We start from the raw sequence: 20,855 nt of genomic DNA, 5'->3' as shown, positions 1-20,855 counted from the left end.
TTCAGGACACGGTGTCGTAGGCGGGGGGCGCTTCCCTCGGCATGCGGACCGTGAACGTTGTTCCGGCCTCTTCGCTGGAGGTCGCGCTCACGTGGCCTCCGTGTGCGCGCGCCACCTGCTGCACGATGTAGAGCCCCAGTCCCACGCTGCGCGACGAGCGGCCTTCGTCATGGTGGCCGCGCCGCATGGCCTGGAAGAGGGTGGGCAGCATCTCCGGCGGAATGGGCCGGCCCCGGTTGTGGACTTCCAGGACGAGCTCCTCCCTCTCCTCGCGCGTGGACACCCGCACCGTGGAGCCCGGCTCGCCGTAGCGAAGGGCGTTGGTGACCAGGTTCTGCACCACCTGACCCAGCCGCTCCTCGTCCCATGCGCCCAGGCCGTCACCCTGTTGATCCAGGACCACCTGTCGCTCAGGGAACGCCACCTGGACCTCCTCCAGCGCGTGGCGCGTGGCCTCGTGGAAGTCCATGCGGCGCCGCTGCACCGGCAGCCCTCCGCCCAGCCTCGCCTGCGTCACGTCCAGCAGGTCGCGGATGAGGCGGTTGGCGCGCTCGGCGCTGCTGATGATGCGGCCGGTGTTCTTCGTCGCGCGGTCCCCCAGGTCATCGCGCTGGAGCAGGGCGTTCGCCGACAGGAGGATGGCGTTGAGCGGATTGCGCAGGTCGTGGCTGACGATGCCGATGAGCTGCTGCTCGAACTCCCGCTGCTCTCGCGCCTCCGCCTCGCGCCGGTGGCGTTCGGTGATGTCGCGACTCACCGTGGCGATGCCCATGTCCTCGCCCGTCGCGGCATCGCGCAGCGTGAAGAAGTTGTAGTGCACGGGGATCGCCGCTCCGGTGCGGAAGTGGCGGAGGCGGAACTCTCCGTCCCAGCGCCCGTGCTCGCGCAGCCTGGGCAGGATGACGTCGCGCACGTAGGCGCGGTCCTCCTCCAGGAAGTAGTCGAACAGGTGCGTGATTCGCACCGCTTCCGGCCCCTCCAGTCCCAGCATCCGCTGGCCTGCCTCGTTGACGAACAGCGCCCGTCCGTCCGGTCCTCCAATGCCGATGAGGTCCGAGGACTGCTCCACCACGGCAATCAGCTTCTCGCGCTCCCGTTCCGCCAGGCGTTGCTCCCTGCGCGCCCGCGCCGCCGCGAGATTTCCCTCCACGCGCGCCAGCAACTCCCGCGCGGAGAACGGCTTCACCAGATAGTCGGTGGCGCCCATGCGCAGGCCCTCCACCGTGGCCTCATCGCCGGCGCGCGCGGACAGCAGGATGACGGGCACGTGCACCGTCGCCGGGTCCTCGCGCAGCCGCCGCAGGAGCCCGAAGCCATCCATCTCCGGCATCATCACGTCGCTGATGACGAGGTCCGGCATCCGGGCCCGGCAGGACTCCAGCGCCTCCAGCCCGTTCGCCGCGAGCGTCACCTCGAAGCGGTCCGCGAGCAGCGAGTGCACATACGCGCGCATGTCCGCGTTGTCGTCCGCGAACAGGACATGGCCGCCCACGGTCCTCATGAGGGGCTTGGGGGCCGCGTCGACCGCGAGCAAGGCCGGCGTGGCCTCCGGCCCCAACCAGCCGGACGCCTCCTCCAGGAACGCCGCGGCGGTCGCGCTCGTCGGGGCGCGCGCGGACGTGGACGCCGCCGTCTCCCGTGGAGCGTCGGCCAGGGAGGGCGCCTCCGCGGGCAGTGTCACGGAGAAGGTGCTGCCCTGTCCGGGGCGGCTCTCCGCCTGCACGTCGCCGCCATGCAGGCGAACCAGCTCCCGCACCAGCGCGAGCCCGATGCCGCTGCCCTCGTAGCTGCGTCCCTGCGCGCCCTGCACTCGGTGGAAGCGGTCGAAGATGCGCGGCAGTTCCTCCGGTGGAATGCCCGTGCCGGTGTCCGCCACGCGCAGCACCACCTGCGTTCCCCGCCAGCGCAGGCTCACGCGGATGCCGCCCTGGTGCGTGAACTTGAACGCGTTGGAGATGAGGTTGAGGACGATCTTCTCCCACTGATCCGGATCCACCTTCACGGGATGCGGCAGCGGGGGACAGTCCACGTCGAGCGTCAGGCCCGCGCGCTCCACGGTGGAGCGGAAGCCGCTGGCGAGCCCGCGGGTGAGCGCGGCGAGGTCGGTGGGCACCCCGGTCGCGTGCAGGCGGCCCGCTTCGATGCGGGAGAACTCCAGCAGCGTGTTGACGAGCTTGAGCAGCCGCAAGCCATTGCGGTGCACCGTCCGCTGCCGTTCGAGCTGCCGGGGGCCGAGCGGCTCCAGCGAATCCTGGAGCCCGTCCTCCACCGGCCCCAGAATCAACGCCAGCGGAGTCCGGAACTCGTGGCTCACGTTGCTGAAGAAGTCCGTCTTCGCGCGGTCCAACGCGGCCAGCGCCTCCACGCGGCGGCGCTCCTCCTCGCGAGCGCGGGCCTGGGAGATGGCCGTCGTCACGCCCCGGGCCAGCAGCTCCAGGAAGCCCCGGTACTTCTCGTCCAGCGCCAGCCTGCGGCTCAGCCCCGTCACCAGGAAGCCCGCGGGCCGCGCATGCCCCACGCGCGGAAGGGGCTGCACCCAAGCGGAGGCCGTTCCCTCCGGCCACGGCCCCACCGCGACGGTGCCTGTCTCCCCTGGCAGCCTCTCCCAGAGGAAGGCCGCGCGGGTGCTCGCGGCGTAGCCCAGGGGCCAGTCCGCGCGCGCCTGGCCCTTGCTGTCCGGGAGGGGCATCGACTCGGGAGCGAGCGCATCCCCCGCCGTTATCCCGCTCGTCCCGGCGAGCCGCGCGGTGCCGGTGGCGTCGTCCACCAGGTAGAGCAGGGCGAAGGGCACGTCGAGCGGCGCCGCGGCGATGACGCGCATGGCCTCGCGACAGGCGTCGTCCGTGGTGGCCCGGTCCGCGGTGGAGGCACCCAGCTCGCGCAGCATGTCCAGCCGCCGCGTACCCACCACCTGTCCGGTGGTCTCCGTGAGCGCCGCGAAGATGCCCGCCACGTCGCCGGACTCGTCGCGCACGGGCGAGTGGCTGTAGGTGAAGTAGCACTCCTCGACGAAGCCGTTGCGGTCGAGCGGCATCATCAGGTCATTGACGAAGATGGCCTCGCCGGTCTGGCGCATGCGCTCCCAGCCGGGGCCCAGCATGTGCCAGACCTCCGGCCAGGTGACGGCCGCGGCCTGTCCCAGGGCGGCGGGGTGCTTCGTGCGCCCACAGATGGGCCGGTACGCGTCGTTGTAGAACTGGACGAACTCCGGACCCCACGCGACGTAGAGCGGATAGTCGGACGCGAGCACGATGCTGACGGCCGTGCGCAGCGACTGGGGCCAGGTCTCCACGGGGCCCAGGGACGTCTTCGCCCAGTCCACCTGCCGAAGCAGGGCGCCACACGCGCCACCGCCTCGCAGGATGTCGTCCACCGCGCCCATGTGCCTCCACGCCCAGGCGCGCCTTCAAGAATGGAGGCCACTGCTGGATTGTGGAACTTCGGGGTTTCGCGGGGCGATGGCCAGTGCGCAGAGCGGAGGCCCTGGCGAAACGTGCATCGATGAACGGCGGTCCCCTGGAGGGTGACCAGGCGACCGTCCACGGCCCGGGTCAGCGGACCGCGTGCATCACGGTCCGGTCACCCACCTTGAAGTTGTCGATGGCCAGACCGCAGTTGGTGAACTTCGACGTGCTGGTGAACTGGATCCGCGTGGTGGTGCTGGTGGCGGTGAACCCGTACATGCGCGGTTGGCTCCATGCGCCGGACGTCGTGGAGAACGCGGAGGTTTTCGGGCGCCGCCTTGTACGGGCTCTTCATCACCTTGATGGCGGACGTGATGGTCCACCCCGGCAGTGCCGTGCTGCCGGCGTTGAGGATGACGTAATTGGACGAGCCAATGGCGTGGGTCTCGAAGCTGCCGTTGGTGGCGACGTTGATGCCCTGCTCGACGCTGCTCAGCTCCGGCTCGGTGCGCGCGGCGTCCGGCCCCCCGCAGCCCGCCAGCGTGAAGAGGCCAAAGCCCACCGGGGTGCCGAGACGCAGCATGTGATTGCCATTCATGTGGTGTGATTCCCGTTGAGAAATGTTTGGCCCGTGCTTCATGTCGGGCGAAACACACTCTAGGTGTGTTCACTTCCAGTGTGTGTGGCTTGGCGGGTGGTGGTGTTGCGCTGACTGCTGCCCTCCAGGAGGGTCAGAACCAGATGCTGCGTTTGTGGGATGGAGCGGGGCGGTCACGCGACCCCGGGTCCACCGTCCAGGCGCAGAGAGGGCCGCCGCCCCACGAATAGGGGAGCGGCGGCCCTGAGCCCGCATGGATCAGCGGACCGCGTGCATCACGGTCCGGTCACGGTGAGGTTGTCGATGGCCAGACCGCAGCCGACGCCACCGGAGGTGCTGATGAGCTCGATACGCGAGACGGTGCTGGTGGCGTTGAACACGTAGGTGCGCGGGAACGTCGACCACGTCCCGGAGCTGTTGGAGAAGCTGGCGGTGCTCGGGCCGTAGTTGAGGGTGGCCGACCGGGACACGGTGGTGCAGGTGGGGCTGTTGGACACGTAGAAGGACACCGTGTAGCCGCCGCCGACGACGGTGGGGACGTCCTGGTACAGGGAGCCCGCGCCCAGGCCGTTGAGGTCGATGGACTGGATGCCGCTCTGCGCCGCCTTGTACGTGTTCTTCATCACCTTGATGCCGCCGGTGATGGTCCAGCCCGGCAGCGCCGTGCTACCGGCGTTGAGGACCACGTAGTTGAAATTGCCGATGTTGTTGTTCTCAAAGCTGCCGTTGGTCGACACGACGACGCCCTGCTCGACGTTGCCGAGCTCCGGCTCCTGGATCGCGGCATCCGGGCCCCCACAGCCCATCAGCGCGAAGAAGCCAAAGCCCACCACCGCGCCGCGACGCAGCACTTGCTTGCCATTCATATGATGTGATTCCCCCTGAGATGTGTTTCGCCCGCGCGTCGTGCGACAGGCGAAACATACTATACATGATTTCACATTAAGTGTGTGAAACTTCACAGTGGGGTTGCTGGCCTGGTTGGCCTCCGGGCGGGTCAGAGGGGTGCGCAGCCACCCGTGGGTGCGGGACTGATCACGGATGAGGCATTGATGACACAGGGCTGGACGCTGCGTAGGTGGATGGAGCCCGCGGCACCGCCACCGCCACCTCCTCCTTGCAAACCTCCTCCGGCGCCCTTCAAAGGAAGGTTCGACGCACCGCCTTCGCCACCCCCACCACCTGCGGTGCTCGCTCCTGAGCCGCCGGTGGCAGGAACGCCACGGGTCTCGCTGCCATTAGCGCCGTTGGCTCCGTCTTGATCGATTCGGAGCATAGGGAAACGGGGAGCACTGGCCATCGGCGCGGCAGACCTGCGGGACGCCAGACCCGTAGTCGCCGCAGGGCTGGTGGAGTTGTGTCTGATCGGGCGAGTAGTAGCAGGACGCAATGCGCGTACAGCCCGTTACCTGATTGCAAACCTTGGCTGGGCATGGCGTGGGGGTGCCGGTGCATGTGCCGCTGCCATTACAAAGCCCCTGTTCATGGCAGACATCCCCATCCAGGCAGGGCTTCCCCAAGCAGTCGCTGTCCGCGCAGGACTTGAGGCCATCACAATCACAGTCGACCCCCACGTCACACAACTCCGGAGCCCCTGGATGGATGTCCGCACGGGAGTCATCACAGTCGGGTGACGCCGTGCCGGGAACACTCGCGACAAAGCCATCCCCATCCCGGTCCACCGCCAGCAAGGTGACGATCCAATCGATGGACTTGCCGGACCGTGTTTTCAACGCACGGTCCTCGTGGACCTCCATGACGGCCCCCGCGCATTGATTGCCGTTGAAGGCAGAGAATGAAGTCACCGTCACGTTCAGCCGAACGCCCCACGTCGGCTTGCGGACCATCGCGACCTCAACGTCCTTCGAGTCAGGCCCCTTGAGTTGGTCGGAGGGAAGGTCCGTTCCCACCTTATTGAGTCCGTCATCTACCTCTACGCGTAGGCATTGAGGTCGGTAGGAGGGGCACTTCACCCTCACGCGAAGCACGCCTCGGCGGGTTCCTTCATGCGGCAGGCGGACAGCAGCACCACACAGGTCAATAGACAGAGCAGACGCATGGTGCCGCACTGTACCCGTCAACCCTCTATTGCCAGAATTCCAAGAGGGACGCGGGTCAGGGGACCGTGCAGCCACCCGTGGCGAGAGGGCTGATGACGTGTCCGCTCGCGAGGGAACAAGACTGGACGCTGCGCAGGTGGATGTAGCCTGCGGTGCCACCGCCACCACCGCCGCTGCCCTCGGTATTGAAGCTGTCCTTGGTTCCTTCAGTGCCTTTGACGGGACCCGACGTGCCCGCCCCTCCGGCGCCGCCAGCGCCTCCCGTGTCGTTCCCACCGGTGCCTCCAGTGGCCGGACTCGCGGAGTCCTCATTGCCATTGGCTCCGTTCACGCCGTCATTGTTGGTGCTGGATCCTCCCTCGCCACCGCCGCCACCATTGGCGGTAACGCGAGCACTCGAACTGAGTGTCAGCTGGAAGGCTTCCAGCACCACCCGGCCGCCACTGCCGCCGCCTCCTCCGCCCCCGCCGATGCCTTTCTGGCCACCAAAGCCACTCGCGCCGACGGCCTTCGATATCGTCAGGTTGCGCGCGACCGATAGCTGGATGGCGCCGCCACCGGCTCCGCCCGTGCCGGGAGTTGCGGAACCATTGCCGCCACCGTTGCCGCCCGGGCAGCCTCCCAGAAGGGGCTCGGCCCCGGTGGGCCGGGAGGTTCCCGCAGCGCCAAACCTCTGGCTGTTGTTGTAGCCCGCTCCACCGTTGACGCCAGGGCTGCCATTGCCCGCGCCGCCACCGCCTCCGCCATTCTTTCCGCCGTACGTCCCGTTCCCGCCCTGGGAGGTGCCGCAAGCCGCAGTGGGATTCGTGATGATGCCCGAGGCGAGGATGGACTGACTGAGGTTCACGTCGCCATAGACCGCCAGGATGACGGGGGAAGGGCCAATGATTCGCAGCGTTCCATTCAGATCGAGGATCTTGACCGGGATGAGCAGCACGGGTGGATTCCCATTCTGCTGCGGCATCGAAATGATCTTGAGCGATGCCGCGGTGGAGATGGCACTCGTGGGGTTCCAGCTCTTGTCGGCGGTGTTGAACGTGATGTCGGCGCTGGTCTTGAGCTCACCGATGTCCGCGGCCGCGATGGTGGTCGGATCGAAGTTGTAGGGCCGGTAGGGGAACGGGCTGCACGAGAGGTCCGCCTGGCACACACCGGGAACTCCTCCCGAAGTCGTGCAGAGGCCGTTGACGTCGGGCTCGAACTCGCAGTCGCTCGTGGCCGAGCAGACCTGCTTGACCTTTTGGCACAGCGGCGCCGTGCAGACCTTGGGCGTTCCCACGCAGTGGCCGTTCCCATCACAGCGGTCCGGCTCGGTGCACCTCTCGTTGTCCTGGCAGGGAGTCGTGTTGGGGAGCGGCGTGAAGTCACAGGTGCCGGTGTTCACGTTGCAAGTGCCCTGGGCCGCCAGGCACTGCTCCGTGGTGGTACAAGACAGCGGCGTGCCCGAGCACGTCCCGTTGGCGTCGCACTTGTCTGCGTTCGTGCACTTGTTGCCGTCGTCGCAGGGCTGCCCCTCGGGGGAGCTGATGGTCTCGCACATGCCTGTCTCGGGCTTACACTCCTGACGTGGCTGGCACGCGCCGCCAGACTGGGGGCAGGTCTTCGTGGTCTCGGGAGCACACCGCGCCTCGATCCCCTGGCCCACACAGCGATCGTTCAGCGTGCAGGCATTGCCGTCGTCGCATGCCGTGCCCCAGCAGTTCGCCTCCTGGCAGCCCACCAATTGATTGCAGTTGAGGTCCACCGTGTCGCCGCAGGTCTCGGTGGCGCCAGGATGGATGGTGGGATCGGAGTCCACGCAGTCGGGCGGCATCGACCAGGTGGCACCCGTGAGGTGCCCGTCCCCGTCGCTGTCCTCGGCGGAGAGCCGGAGGTCCCACCGCGCGAACGCCTTCGCGGGAACGACCACGGGCTGCTCGCTGGGGCGCGTCTCCACGACCTCGCCCGCGCACCGGTCGCCCGCAGCCTCCGTGAACGACGACACCGTGAGGCTCAGCGCCGTGTCCCAGTCCGCCTTGCGGCGCACCGCGACCAGGACCTCCTGCTTCTCCGGGTTCTTGAACGCGCCGGCCGGGATGTCCGTGGCCTCCTGGTGCCCCTTCGCGTCCTTCGCCTCCACGCGCACGCACGCGGGCTTGAAGGTGCCGTAGGTCACGGACACGCGGATGGCTCCCTCGTCGGGAGCCTTCTCTCCGCAGGCGGCCAGCAGCAACGCACATCCCAACAGGCAGAGCCGATACATGGTTCCGCAGTCTACCTGTCGTCCCTTCTCCGCTGAAACCTCGCGGCTGATGACGTAACCGGTGGCCAACCCGACACGTCAGGGGGAGGGGGCGGGACAGTCACCCGTGGGAGCTGGGCTGAGCACGGCGTTGTTCAGGACGCAGGAGCGAACACTGCGCAGGTGGATGGAGCCCGCGGCGCCACCGCCACCGCCACCAGCACCGTTCACCAGCACGAGCGTTCCTCCGTTGTCGCCAGACGTGGGGGCGCTCGAAGTGCCACCCTTGCCACCATCACCCCCCAGGGGAGTGCCATCCGCGCCGCCGTTGGCGCTGCTGTTGGAGTCCTCGCTGCCACTCGCGCCATTCCTTCCATCACTGGCAGCGGCGCCTTCGCCACCGCCGCCGCCATTGGCGGTGATCCGCGCGTTGGACGTCAGGGTCACCTGGAAGCCCTCCAGCACGATGCGGCCGCCGCTCCCGCCGCCACCACCCCCCGCCGCCGAACCATTCGAAGTGCTCACCTTGCCGCCCAGGCCACCACCGCCGCTCACCGAGAGGATCTTTCCGATGGTCAGTGTCCTGGCGACCGAGAGCTGGAAGGCGCCACCGCCAGCACCGCCAGGCCCACCGGCCGCGTTGCCCGTGCCACCGCCAACGCCTCCCGCGCACCCACCCAGAAGAGGCGTGGGGGTCGAGCCTTGCTGGGGACCCGCGTCGCCCGGCGTGGCGTTGGCGTTGACCCCCTTGCCGCCATTGGCTCCGGCCGTCGCTCCACCCGCGCCACCTCCGCCGCCGCCCTGGCCTCCGCTGAACTGCCCGGGCTTTCCCTGCGACGACGTGGCGCACGCCTGATTGCCGCCGGCTCCAGGAACCGGTGAGTCGTTCACGATGCGCCCGCTGGCCAGGATGTCGTGGTTCAGCGTCGCATCCCCATACACGGCGAGGATGACCGGATGGGTGCCCACGATGCGCAGTTCGCCACCCAGGGACAGGGTCCGCACGGGAATGAGCAGGATTTCGGGGGCACCGCCAGTCTGGGGCTGCGTGAGGACCTTGAAGGCGGTGGTGTCCGGGCCTCCGTTCGCCTGGGGTGTCCAGGTCCGGGTCTCCGTGTCGAACACCACCGCTCCCGTGGTCGTCAGATCGCCGATGTCACCGCCAGGAATGGTGTTCGGATTGAAGTTGCTGGGCGTGTACGGGAACGCGACGCATTCACCATCCGCGCGGCACACGCGCGGCGTTCCGGACCCATCCTCGCTGCACGGCAGGTTGAACTGCGCGGGATCCCCCGCGTAGATGCAGGAGTTATTCGCCGTGCAGCCCGCGACCGTATTGCACTCCCTGGGAGGGCAGGGCGTGTCCGTGCCCATGCACGTGCCCTGGCCATCGCAGAAGCCCGGATCGTGGCAGGCGTCGCCGTCCACGCAGGACGCGGTGACCGGCTTGGGGGCGTACGCACAGATGCCATTGGTCGGGTTGCAGGTGCCCGTGGATTCCTGGCACTGGGTGTTCGACGGCGTGGTGCACGCCTTCGGGTCGCCCACGCACTGCTTGCCCGCGGTGCAGCGGCCATTGAGCATGCATGGGTTCCCAGTGTCGCAGGCCGTGCCGACGACCACATTCCCGTCGATGCACGCACCCGTGGAAGCCTCGCACGTCACCGTCGCCTGGCATTGGCCCGCGCCCTGCGTGCACTTTGGCGTGCCACCTCCGCACAGCGCCGCCGCCCCCACGCCGACGCACCGCTTGTCCGTGTTGCAAAGGTCGCCGTCCGTGCACGTCTTCTGCGCGCACTTCGCATCCGCGCACGCCTTCTTGCCATCACAGTCGAAGTCGATGGCCGTGTCGCACTTCTCCTCGGCGCCCGGATGGACGTCGTTCCGCGTGTCGTCGCAGTCGGAGACGCCCGCCCATTCAAGGCCGACGGGGGAGGGGGCGCCGTCGCCGTCCCCATCCACCGCCGCCAACGTGACGTCGTAGCGCGTGTACTCCTTGGGAACGACCGTAAGAGCAGTCTTCGTGAACCGCTCCACCGCTTCACCCGAGCAGCGGTTGCCGTCGGTCGCTGCGTACGACGACACGGTGATGTCCAGCGCCGTGTCCCAGTCCGCCTTCCGGCGCACCGCGACCAGGACTTCGTTTTTCTCCGCGTTCTTGAACTGGCTGGAGAGGATGTCCGTGGCTTCCTGGTGCCCCTTCGCGTCCTTCGCCTCCACGCGCACGCACGCGGGCTGGAAGGAGCCGTACTTCACGGACACACGGATGGCGCCTTCGTCGGGAGCCTTCTCCCCACAGGCAGCCAGAAGCACCACACATCCCAACAGGCAGAGCCGATACATGGCGCCGCACTGTAGCCAACACTTCCCTGCGCCGGGGAGCGGGGCCGGTAAGACCCCGACTCCCCGTCAACAGGGGAACTCAGCCGCGCAGGGCCACCACGGTGACGCCGTCTCCGCCCTCGTGACTCTCGCCAGGGCGGAACATGCGGATGTACGGCGAGGCGGCCAGGTGGTCCCGGATGGCCTGCTTGAGGGCTCCCGTGCCGTGCCCGTGGATGATGAGCGCGGCCTCCTCGCCCTTGCGCAGGCCCTGGTCCAGGAACGTCTCCAGCTCCGCCAGCGCGTCGTCCGCGCGCATGCCTCGCACGTCGCAGCGGAAGTGCGTGGCGTCCACCTGCGCCGGCGCCGCGGAGGCCGCGCGCTTCAGGGCCGCTTCGCCCTTCCGCTGCTCCGGGAACTTCGCCTGCTGCGGCTTCTTGCCCCGCGAACCGGACAGCTCCGTCGTGGCCACGCGCATCTTCAGCGCGCCGCCCGCGGACACCACCGCCTGGCCCTCCGTCAGCTCCAGGATCTCCACGTCCCGGCCCAGGCCGGAGTGGTGCACCCACGCGCCCACCTTGAGGGTCGCGGGCCCCGGGGCCTCCACCTGGAACAGCTCCGCCTTCGCCGCCGCCGCGCGCTTCTGCGCCTCGTCCGCGCGCTGCTGCAGCTGCAGCCGTGCCTCGGAGAGCGCCTTCTCGCTCTGCTCCGAGCGCAGCTTCGCCAGCAGATCGCGGACCTCCTGGGCGGCGTGCTCGCTGGCCGAGTGCACGTCCTCGTTGAACTGCATCATCCGGCCCTTGCGCTCGCGCTCGAAGGCGACCTTCTGCTTCTCCAGGTCCGCGCGGAGCGCCTCCGCCTCCTTCGCCGCGATGCGCGCCTTCTCCAGCTCCTCGTAGAGCTTGCGCCGCTCGTCCTCCGCCGCCGCCAGCGCCTTGGTGAGCGGGCCGCCCGCGTTGAGCGACAGCTCCCGCGCGCGCTCGCACACGGAGAGGGGCAGGCCCACTCGCGCCGCCACGTCGATGGCGGACGACTGACCGGACGCGCCCATCTGCAACCGGAACGTGGGCGCCATCCGCTTGGAGTCGAAGCCCACGCGCGCGTTGAGGAAGCGCGGATCCATGTGCGCCAGCGCCTTGAGCTCCTCCAGGTGCGTCGTCACCAGGACGTACACCCCCTTGCCCAACAGCTCCTCCAGCACCGCGATGGCGATGGCCGCGCCCTCGCGAGGATCCGTGTCCGAGGCGATCTCGTCGATGAGCACCAGCGAGTCCGTCCCCACCGCCGCCAGGATGTCCCGCAGCAGGGTGACGTGGCCGCTGAACGAGGACAGGCCCTGCGACAGGTCCTGCGTGTCACCCACGGTGGAGTGCACGGAGCGGTACAGCGGCATCCGGGAGTCTTCGCCCACCGGGATGGGCAGGCCCGCGCGCAGCATCAGCGCGCACAGCCCCACGCCCGTCAGCGTCACCGTCTTGCCGCCCGCGTTGGGGCCGGACACCACCAGCGCCCGGGCGCTTTCGGTGAGCGTCACGTCGTTGGACACCACCTCCGTGCCCTTGAGCACCAGGCGCGGGTGTCGCAGCGCGCGCAGCTGCAGCTCCTTCACACCCACGAAGGTGGGCGTCGTTGCGTCCAGGTCCGCGGACAGGATGGCGATGGCCTCCACCTCGTCCAGCTCCGCCACCGCCTCCAGGCCCTCCAGCATGCGCGTGGATTCGCGGCCCACGAGCCGGCTCAGCTCCTGGAGGACCTTGAGCTCCTCCTCCGCGACCTCCGACTGCGCGATGGCCAGGTCGTTGCCCAGGCCCACCATCGCCTGGGGCTCCATGAAGAGCGTCTGCCCCGTCTGGCTGGCGTTGTGGACGATGCCGTCCACCTCCGCGCGGTAGTTCGACACCACCGGCACCACGTACCGCCCGTTGCGCAGCGTGTAGTAGTTCTCGCGCAGCTTGGTGGTGAACGTCAGGTCGTGGAGCATCTCGTCCAGGCGCGTCTTGATCCGCCGGTGCAGGCCGCGTGCGCGGTCGCGCGCTTCCTTCAGCTCGGGGCTGGCGCGGTCGGAGATGGTTCCGTCCGGTTCGAAACACTGATCCAACCGGCGCGCCATGGCCTCCAGGAAGGGCAGGCGCTTGGAGATCTCCACCAGGCGGGGGATGCGCTCCTTGCGCTCGTCCAGGGCCTCGCGGGTGCGGGCGAAGGCGAAGAGCAGCTGGGCCGCGTCGATGAGCTGGCGGGGCTCCAGCACGCCGCCCTTCTCCGCGTGGCCCACCGCGGTGCGCAGGTCCGTCACGCCGCCCAGGGGCATGGAGAACTGCTGTTGGGAGAGGAAGCGGGCCTCGTCGACGAGCGCCAGCGCTTCGGCCACCTCCGTCTCGGTGTCCAGGAATGGACGGGCCAGCACCCGCTCCCTTCCTGGCTCGGTGCGGCAGCGCTGCGTCAGCGCGCGGAGCACTTCCGAGAAACCAAGGTCTTCCAGCGTCCTTTGGGAAATCTGCACGGTCATGGGTTTCATGCGAGGCCGGGTGTCCGTCAAGAGGAAGTATTGAGGTGGCCCACCGGGACCTGCTATCTGCCAACCATGATGTGGGTTCTCGTGGCGGCGCTGCTTGCGGGCGCGTCCGACGCACCGGCCTCTCCGGTCCTGACGGCGCAAGCGACCCCGGCCCCCAGTCCGCTGGCGGATGCGCTGGCGTTGGAGACCTCGGGCAACGACGTGGGTGCACTGGTCGCCCTGGAGCGGCTGATCTCTAACCAGCCCCGCTGGGAGTTGCCCCGGCTGGAGGCCGCGCGGCTGCTCCTCAAGGGGGGCAGCGCCCCGGAGCTGGACCGTGCCCGCGCCCATCTGGACGCGGCCCTTCGTGAGGCCCCGGACAACCCCCGCGTGTACTTCCTCCAGGGGCAGCTCCTGGAGGAGAAGAGCGCCACCTTCGACGCCATCCGCGCCTATGAGAAGGCCGTGACCCTGCGCCCGTCCTATGACGACGCGCGCTTCCGGCTCGCGGGCCTCTGGGCGCAGGCCGGGGACTGGCTCAAGGCGGAGCTGCACTACCGCCCCCTGTCCAAGTCCCGGCCCGCGTGGGTGCAGGTGCGCATGCAGCTGGCGGCGGTGCTGGAGAAACAGGGCCGCACGCTGGACGCGGAGCGGGAGTTCCTGGCCGCGCGCGACGCCCAGCCGGACAACCCGGGTGTCTTGAGGACCCTGGCGGCCTTCTACGAGCGGACGGACAGGCCCCAGCTCGCAGCGAAGGTGAGGGCGCAGCTGACGGCGCCGGAGAAGCGCAACATGCGGGCCCTCAAACCTTCAAAGCGCTGACAGCGAGCGGCGGAGCGCGGTCCGTGGCGATTGCTTCGCGCGACGCGCTGCATACACTGCCCCCGCTTTGAAGACCGCCAACCTCGCCATCGTCTTCACCGACATCAAGGGCTTCACCGAACGCACCAGCCGGCAGACGCTGGAGGAGAACCAGCGTCTGCTCCAGGTGCACGACGCGTTGCTCGCGCCGCTGTTCAAGGCGTTCGGTGGACGCATCATCAAGTCCATTGGCGACGCGTTCCTCGTCACCTTCGAGTCCCCCACCCAGGCGGTGCTGAGCGGCATCGCCATCCAGGACCGGCTCTGGCACCACAACCGGCAGCTGCTGGAGGACGAGCAGCTCCACGTGCGTGTCGCGGTGAACGTGGGCGAAGTGCGGGTGGAGACCAACGACATCTTCGGCGAGCCGGTGAACATCGCCGCCCGCGTGGAGGGCATCACCGACGCGGGCGAGGTCTTCTTCACGGAGGCCGTCTACCTCTCCATGAACAAGGCGGAGGTGCCGTCGCAGGAGGTGGGCGCGTTCGAGCTGAAGGGCATCCCCGGGAAGATCCGCGTCTTCCGCGTGCCGCGCGCGCCCTACCGGGTGCTGGCGCCCACGCCGGACGCGGTGCTGCCCTCGCCGGAAGAGGCGGCCTCGCTGCCTCCCTACGGCAACCTGGCCCTGGCGCGCGTGGAGTCGAATCTGGATCTGGGCCAGCGCGCGGCGGCGGGCGCGGCGGCGATGGGGCAGGGCGCGGTGGCGGTGGGCCAGCGTGCTGCGGCGGGCGCGGCGGCGGTGGGGCAGCGGGCCACGGTGCTGGGCAAGCAGGCGCGCACCGCGACGGATGCGCTCTGGGCGCGCGTGTACGCGAAGCTGCCGCCCGCCATCACGACGAAGGTGTCGTCCACCGTGGCCGGCTGGAGCATGTGCGCGGGGCTGGTGGTGGTGCTGTTGGGCGGGGGGCTGCTCGTCGGCGGAGGCGGCGCCACGATGCGGGCCATCCGTGACGTGGAGGGCACCACCGGCCCGGAGAAGATCCAGCGCGTGAACGAGGCCAAGCGGCTCATCAAGTTGGAGGAGGCGGACCAGCGCGCCTACTTCAGCGGGCGGCTGGAGGAGGCGCAGGGCAACATGAGCGCCGCGGTGGTCCACTACGCGGCGGCGGTGCGCAAGGACGCCAACGGCCGTGCGTCGTCCCGGCTCATCTCCCTGCTGAAGCACGAGCAGTGCGGCGTGCGCTCCAGCGCGGCGGCGGCCGTGGGCGGCCTGCGCCTGGAAGACGCGCGCGGCGCGCTGGAATCCCTGGCCGACGACGGGGGCCCGAATGAAGGGACGGCCGGTGGGTTCCTCGGTCTGGGCACCTGTGACTCGAAGCAGGCGGCGGCGGACGCGCTCAAGCGTCTCCCCGCGAACTGACCCTTCCTGCGCCCGCGCGTATCCGCGGGACGAGGCGACTGAACGTGACGAAGGTGAAGACGGGACTGGATGTGTGGGCGGCGCAGGGGTTCTCCGCGCTCAAGGGCAAGCGCGTGGGCGCCATCGTCAATCCCACGAGCGTGGACTCGCGCTTCCGCCACCTGGCGGATCTGCTGGCCGGCACGGACGGCGTGACGCTGGCGGCGCTCTTCGGGCCGGAGCACGGCATCCGCGGCGAGGCCCAGTACATGGTGGCCGTGGACGAGGCCCGCGACCGCAAGACGGGCGTCCCGGTGCACAGCCTCTACGGCTCCACCTTCGAGTCGCTCTCCCCCCGCAAGGAGTGGCTGAAGGGGTTGGACGCGCTGGTGTTCGACATCCAGGACGTGGGCAGCCGCTACTACACCTACGTCTACACCATGGCCCTGGCGATGAAGGCCGCGGCCCAGGCCCGCGTGCCGTTCTACGTGCTGGACCGGCCCAACCCGCTGGATGGGGTGACGCTGGAGGGCAACCTCGTGGGGGAGAAGTTCCGCTCCTTCGTGGGGCTGTACGCGCTGCCCAACCGCCACGGCATGACGGCGGGGGAGCTGGCGCGGCTGTTCAACGCGCAGGAGGGCTTCGGCTGTGAGCTCACGGTGGTGCCGTGCGAGGGCTGGACGCGCGACATGCACTGGAGCGACACGGGCCTGCCGTTCCTGCCGCCGTCGCCCAACATGCCCACCGCGGACACGGCGCTGGTGTACCCGGGCATGTGCCAACTGGAGGGCACCAACGTGTCCGAGGGCCGCGGCACCTGCCGGCCCTTCGAGCAGTTCGGCGCGCCGTGGGTGGACGCGGATCAGCTGATGGCGCGGCTGGACAAGGAGCGGCTGCCGGGCGTGTCCTTCCGTCCGGTGGGCTTCACCCCCACGTTCGACAAGTACACGGGCCAGTCGTGCAGCGGGGCCTTCATCCACGTCACGGACCGCAAGGTGTTCCAGCCGCTGCGCACGGGCATCGCCATCACCCAGGCGCTGCACGACATCGGGCCGGGGCAGTTCGCCTGGCGAGCGGACGCGTACGAGTTCGTGGAGGACGTGCCCGCGTTCGACCTGCTGTGCGGCACCGACCAGGTGCGTCGCGGCATCGAGGAGGGGTGGCCCCTGGACCGGATGCTCGAAGGCTTCGAGGCGCAGACGGAGGCCTTCCGCAAGCGCCGCGAGCCCGCCCTGCTGTACGCTTCCTCGCGGTGACCTCCACGTGATTGGTGTCTTCTCCGATACGCATGGCGACCTGGACGCCTTCGACGCCGCCTACGAGCTGCTGCGGGCGAAGGGGGCCCGGCGCTTCCTCTTCACCGGCGCGCGCTACACGGACCTGGATGAGTGGGTGCTGTGGCGCCGCAAGAAGAGCCGGGGAGGGCGCGAGTACTCGGACGCGGACTTCCTGGCGGACGTGACGCAGTGGCTGGTGGCGCCCCAGGACGGACTCGGGCGCACGCCCGCGTCCCGCGAGGCCCCCTCGGACCTGGCGTCCGAGGACGACCGGCGGCTGGTGATGGAGCGCTTCGTGCGCGTGCCGGACCGCGACTCGCTGGCGTACCGGGATCTCGCCGTGGCCAACAAGGCCATGGACCTGGTGGGGGACACGCTCTGCTGCGTGGTGCACGACAAGAACGACCTGGTGCGGGACGACCTGCTCAACGCGCAGGTGTTCATCCACGGCAAGGAGTCCGAGCCGGCGGTGGTGCAGATTGGCCCGCGCTACTTCGTGACGCCGGGCCGGCTGGTGGGGGCCGCGGAGCAGACGTGCGGCCTGTTGGAGAAGGCGGAGCGCAACCTGAGCTTCTCCGCGTTCCGGTTGGATGGACACCTGGTGCTGCCGCCCCGGGTGCTGCAGGTCGATTCGCGCTCGACGAAGCTCACCGTCAAATAAGAGGCCCGCCGTGAAGGTCGCGCTGCTCGGAGGCTCGTTCAACCCGCCGCACGTGGGCCACCTGATGGCGGCCTCCTACGTCCACGCGACGCAGGGCGTGGATGCCGTCTGGCTGATGCCCACGTTCCACCATCCGTTCGGCAAGCAGCTGGAGCCCTTCGAGGCGCGCGTGCGCATGTGCGAGGCGCTCTGCCGCGAGACGTCCGGCTGGCTCCAGACGAGCCTGGTGGAGCGCGAGCTGGGCGGCGGCGGGCGCACGGTGGACACGCTGGCGTACCTGGTGGAGCGCCACCCGGACACGCGGTTCTCGTTGATCATCGGCAGCGACATCCTGAGGGACCTGCCGCAGTGGAAGGACTTCGACCGCATCCAGCGCATGGCGCACGTGACGGTGCTCTACCGCGCGGGCTACCCGGCGCCGGACACGGTGGGGCCGCCGCTGGCGGAGGTGTCCTCCACGCAGGTTCGCGACCAGCTGACGCGCGGCCTGGAGCCGTCGGAGCTGGTGCCCTCCGCGGTGCTCCAGGTGGCGCGCGATGAAGGCCTGTATGGCCTGCGCGGGCCTCGCTAGAAGGTCATCCCGATGATGTGCAGGTCGCCGAAGCCGTCATCGAAGCGGTGGGCGTACTGGTAGAAGATCGAGAGCGCGTAGGCCTGTCCCATGGTGAGCCGCAGCGTGGCGGAGCCGCCCACGGCCCCGTGGTTCGTCCGGTTGTCCGTGCGCGCGAGCGAACCGAACGCGTCCAGCTCCAGCTGGCTGACGAAGAGGGACGGCAGCACCCACAGCGTGGACGCCCAGCCGTAGTCGATGATGAAGCGGTAGCGGTAGCGCGCGTTGGCGAGCAGCACGTTGCGCGCGCGGAAGGTGTGGTCCTCGTAGCCGCGCAGGTACTCGCTGAAGGCGAGGCCCGGCTGGAGCTGGAGCGGCAGGCCGCCGTCGGTGGTGCTGTCGCGGTTGATGAAGAAGGCCTGGCCCGGAAGGATTCCGCCGACCTCCAGCAGGTCATCCGGCGCGCCAGGCAGGGCGCGGCCCGCGACGGAGAGCAGGAGGTTGTCCTTGCCGATGAAGGGCAGGCCGCCCAGGTAGCCGTCCACGCCCAGGCGCACGTCGCCCACGGTGGAGTCGCGCGCGAAGGCCTTCGGGAAGATGCCGCCGCTCACGGACAGGCCCAGTCCGCGCTGCGTGCCGCCGTAGGACGTGCCTTCGCCGGCGAAGTACGACGCGGCGACCTCCGGTCCGATGAGGCGCGTGGTGATGGACGGCCGGCGATCCGTGGCGTCGAAGCGGCGGTCGAGCGCGAGCACGCCGAAGCTCACGGGGGTCGTCCAGAACGTCCGGGACGCGAACACGGTGGCCTGCAGATCCGTGCGTTCGTTCTCGCGCAGGCGTGACGCGGAGACCTGGAGGTAGAAGGGCGACAGCATCGCGTTGCCGTATGCGAACGACACGCCGGGCTGCTTCTCCTTCAGGTCGTACGTCAGCGTGAGCGCGTAGGCGTTGAAGCCCAACCGGTCCTGGCCCGCGATGGAGATGCCACCCGCGAAGTACGGGTCGTTTTCGTCGACGTCGTTGGGCACCGTGTAGAAGTAGGGGACCCGGTAGTTCGGGATGAAGAAGCCTTCGAGCGGCGAATAGGGCTCGTCGGTCAGCACGTCCACCGCGTGGCCGACGACGGCCGGAGGCGTCACGGGCGCGTCCACGTCATGGGCGGGGTCCACCGGCAGGGGCGGCGGCGCCACCGGTGCCAGGGGGACGTCGGCAGCGGCCTGCGTGGGGGCCTCCGTCGGAGGCGCGGGCTGGCCTGGGAAGGCGACGAAGCCCTCCTGTGCCTCCGTGCCCTGTGCGGTGGTCTCCGTCTCCGGTGCCGGTGCGGTCGCGACGCTCTCGGCCGGCGGCTCGGGTGTCGCGCTCAGCTCCGCCAGGGCTTCCGTGAGGGGCGCGCGGTCCACGGTGAAGTTGATGCCGTCGCGGTTGAGGAAGACCACGGCGTCCCCGCCCGCGGGTGCCGCGTCCATCACCAGGATTGGCGCGTCGGTGACGCGGGCGATGCGCCGGGTGGACACCGTCATCACGTGCGCCTGGAGCCGGCCTTCGTGCTCGCGCAGGAAGACGAGGTGATCGTCGTCCAACCACCGGGGCGAGTAGTTGAACAGCCCATCCCGCGTGAGCCAGCGCAGCGAACCGTCCGGCTCGCGCAGCACCAGGTCCCACCCCTCCACGCCGTACATGGGGAACACGTACCGTCCACCGTCCGGTGAGGTCACGGGCGTGCCTAGCGCCGTATGCGCCTTGAAGTCAGTCAGCCGCTCACGCTGACCGGTCTCCAGATCCAACCGCACGAGGTTGGCCGCGTCGCCGCTCACCTCCACGAACACGTAGGACCGGCCATCCGCCGTCAGGTCGCCGCCCATGCCCACCAGGTCGTCCCACAGCCGCACCACGTCACCCGTGCGCGCGTCCACCCGCCACAGCTTCCCCGTGTAGCTGCCCACCGAGTCGATGTCCGCGCTGACCAGGTACAGCCACCGGCCGTCCCGGCTGAACGTCATGCCGCTGACCAGCGACGAGCTGGCCACCACCCAGCGGCGCCCCGGCAACAGCCGCACCAGCGCGCGGCTGAAGCGCTCGCGGCCGTCGCGCTCGTACACGGTGAGGTGCGTGATGGCTTCACGGCCCACGCTCACCAGCGCCGTGCTCCCGTCGACCGGGTTCGCGACGAGCCGCGAGAAGTAGCCCGCCTCCCGCACGAGCACCTGCTGCGTGGCGGGGCGCTCGCGCACCTGGAGGTTCTTCTGGAGGCTCTGCTCGTACTCACTGAACAGCGAACCGATGTCCTTGCCGTACACCCGCTTGAACCGCAGCGTCACCGCGAGGGGTGGGAACAACGAGCTGCCCTGTTCGTCCACCAGCTTCCACAGACGCTTCTCGCCGTACGTCTTCGCCAGGTACTCCACGAAGTTCATACCGGTCAGGTAGTTGCCGCCGAACGGATCCAGCGCACGGTTCTCCGGTGACAGGTAGCCCGCGTTGAGCTCGCCCTTCTGGGCAACCACCGCGCCCTCCCACCAGCCGCGCCACACCGGGCTGTAGGGACGTCCCGTGTCCTTGCCCAGCCGGCCCTCGTAGTAGGTGGCCAGGCCCTCCAGGAACCAGGACTCGGTGAAGATGTTGGGCTGGAAGAGGCCGCCCGTGACCTGGTTCAGGACGTTCCACAGTCCGCCCACCTGCTGCATCTGCACGTAGTGGACGGACTCGTGACAGGCCACGTCGCCGATGTCCGTCTCACCCAGACCCAGCAGGTTGAACTGCTCCAGCGTCATGTGCTGCGGCAGCACCATCTGCTGCGGCGTGCTGGCGAACTCCGACTGGACGTACGCGTTGTTGAAGTCCGCGCTCGTCAGGTAGACGAGCACCCGCTTGCGCTCGGCCTTGCTCCACGCGTCGCCGCGCAGCCGCTCCACGCAGCCTTCCATCCGGGCGGCCACCCGCAGCGCCGTCCCGCGCAGATGGGCCGGGTAGTACAGCTCCATCGACCGCGTGGTCAGCTTGTGCATGTCGTCCCGGGCGAACGACGCCTGGACGTTCTGCGGGAAACGGGGTGCGACGAAAGCACACCC

Annotated in this window: 13 protein-coding genes; 5 read left to right on the top strand and 8 right to left on the bottom strand. The window is 69.3% G+C overall.

From position 1 onward, the window contains the following. Position 1 precedes the first annotated feature (1 nt). From D7X99_RS20175 to D7X99_RS20145, 7 genes are all read right to left on the bottom strand, one after another. Positions 2-3,382: an ATP-binding protein gene (locus D7X99_RS20175; protein ID WP_121779203.1), complete on the bottom strand. Its 3,381-nt coding sequence runs from the start codon at positions 3,380-3,382 to the stop codon at positions 2-4. A gap of 197 nt (positions 3,383-3,579) precedes the next feature. Beyond that, positions 3,580-4,002 (bottom strand): hypothetical protein, encoded by a 423-nt coding sequence (locus D7X99_RS42345; RefSeq protein WP_147476198.1) that lies wholly within the window; start codon positions 4,000-4,002, stop codon positions 3,580-3,582. Positions 4,003-4,277: 275 nt separating this feature from the next. Further along, positions 4,278-4,868 carry a DUF642 domain-containing protein gene (locus D7X99_RS20170; protein ID WP_121779202.1) on the bottom strand — a complete coding sequence of 197 codons (591 nt, stop codon included), beginning with the start codon at positions 4,866-4,868 and terminating at the stop codon, positions 4,278-4,280. Positions 4,869-5,240: 372 nt separating this feature from the next. After that, positions 5,241-5,759: a putative metal-binding motif-containing protein gene (locus D7X99_RS44675; RefSeq protein WP_368667777.1), complete on the bottom strand. Its 519-nt coding sequence runs from the start codon at positions 5,757-5,759 to the stop codon at positions 5,241-5,243. 358 nt (positions 5,760-6,117) lie between these two features. Then, on the bottom strand, positions 6,118-8,304 hold the full coding sequence (locus D7X99_RS20155; protein ID WP_121779199.1) for a putative metal-binding motif-containing protein: 2,187 nt from the start codon (positions 8,302-8,304) through the stop codon (positions 6,118-6,120). 78 nt (positions 8,305-8,382) lie between these two features. Further along, a complete protein-coding gene (locus D7X99_RS20150; RefSeq protein ID WP_121779198.1) occupies positions 8,383-10,626 on the bottom strand; it encodes a putative metal-binding motif-containing protein in 2,244 nt (747 codons plus the stop codon). Between the two features lie 79 nt (positions 10,627-10,705). Then, positions 10,706-13,111: an endonuclease MutS2 gene (locus tag D7X99_RS20145; protein WP_121779197.1), complete on the bottom strand. Its 2,406-nt coding sequence runs from the start codon at positions 13,109-13,111 to the stop codon at positions 10,706-10,708. A gap of 75 nt (positions 13,112-13,186) precedes the next feature. Between D7X99_RS20145 and D7X99_RS20140 the strand changes: the two genes are divergently transcribed. The 5 genes from D7X99_RS20140 to nadD all read left to right on the top strand — a co-directional run bounded on the left by D7X99_RS20140 (position 13,187) and on the right by nadD (position 17,808). Continuing rightward, entirely contained in the window at positions 13,187-13,921 is a 735-nt protein-coding gene (locus D7X99_RS20140) for a lipopolysaccharide assembly protein LapB (protein WP_121779196.1), read from the top strand. A gap of 67 nt (positions 13,922-13,988) precedes the next feature. Beyond that, positions 13,989-15,320 carry an adenylate/guanylate cyclase domain-containing protein gene (locus D7X99_RS20135; protein ID WP_121779195.1) on the top strand — a complete coding sequence of 444 codons (1,332 nt, stop codon included), beginning with the start codon at positions 13,989-13,991 and terminating at the stop codon, positions 15,318-15,320. 44 nt (positions 15,321-15,364) lie between these two features. Further along, positions 15,365-16,555, top strand: a complete 1,191-nt coding sequence (locus D7X99_RS20130) for an exo-beta-N-acetylmuramidase NamZ domain-containing protein (protein ID WP_121779194.1) — start codon at positions 15,365-15,367, stop codon at positions 16,553-16,555. A 7-nt stretch (positions 16,556-16,562) separates the two neighbouring features. Further along, positions 16,563-17,237, top strand: coding sequence for a hypothetical protein (locus D7X99_RS20125; RefSeq protein ID WP_121779193.1), 675 nt, complete (start codon positions 16,563-16,565; stop codon positions 17,235-17,237). A 10-nt stretch (positions 17,238-17,247) separates the two neighbouring features. Then, entirely contained in the window at positions 17,248-17,808 is a 561-nt protein-coding gene (nadD, locus tag D7X99_RS20120; protein ID WP_120598149.1) for a nicotinate (nicotinamide) nucleotide adenylyltransferase, read from the top strand. Here nadD and D7X99_RS20115 read toward each other — a convergent pair. Further along, positions 17,805-20,792: a hypothetical protein gene (locus tag D7X99_RS20115; RefSeq protein ID WP_233613553.1), complete on the bottom strand. Its 2,988-nt coding sequence runs from the start codon at positions 20,790-20,792 to the stop codon at positions 17,805-17,807. The genes nadD and D7X99_RS20115 overlap by 4 nt on opposite strands. Positions 20,793-20,855: the final 63 nt, after the last annotated feature.

This window comes from Corallococcus sp. AB032C, from assembly GCF_003668935.1.
In the GTDB taxonomy this organism is placed as follows: domain Bacteria; phylum Myxococcota; class Myxococcia; order Myxococcales; family Myxococcaceae; genus Corallococcus; species Corallococcus exiguus.
Note: the sequence above shows the minus strand (reverse complement) of the source record. Positions and strands in the feature narration are given on the sequence as shown.

Excerpts from the sequence above, each read along its gene's own strand:
- D7X99_RS20175 (WP_121779203.1), bottom strand. The coding sequence starts at position 3,382 with ATGGGCGCGGTGGACGACATCCTGCGAGGCGGTGGCGCGTGTGGCGCC.
- D7X99_RS42345 (WP_147476198.1), bottom strand. The coding sequence starts at position 4,002 with ATGAATGGCAATCACATGCTGCGTCTCGGCACCCCGGTGGGCTTTGGC.
- D7X99_RS20170 (WP_121779202.1), bottom strand. The coding sequence starts at position 4,868 with ATGAATGGCAAGCAAGTGCTGCGTCGCGGCGCGGTGGTGGGCTTTGGC.
- D7X99_RS44675 (WP_368667777.1), bottom strand. The coding sequence starts at position 5,759 with ATGGAGGTCCACGAGGACCGTGCGTTGAAAACACGGTCCGGCAAGTCC.
- D7X99_RS20155 (WP_121779199.1), bottom strand. The coding sequence starts at position 8,304 with ATGTATCGGCTCTGCCTGTTGGGATGTGCGTTGCTGCTGGCCGCCTGC.
- D7X99_RS20150 (WP_121779198.1), bottom strand. The coding sequence starts at position 10,626 with ATGTATCGGCTCTGCCTGTTGGGATGTGTGGTGCTTCTGGCTGCCTGT.
- D7X99_RS20145 (WP_121779197.1), bottom strand. The coding sequence starts at position 13,111 with ATGACCGTGCAGATTTCCCAAAGGACGCTGGAAGACCTTGGTTTCTCG.
- D7X99_RS20140 (WP_121779196.1), top strand. The coding sequence starts at position 13,187 with ATGATGTGGGTTCTCGTGGCGGCGCTGCTTGCGGGCGCGTCCGACGCA.
- D7X99_RS20115 (WP_233613553.1), bottom strand. The coding sequence starts at position 20,792 with ATGCACAAGCTGACCACGCGGTCGATGGAGCTGTACTACCCGGCCCAT.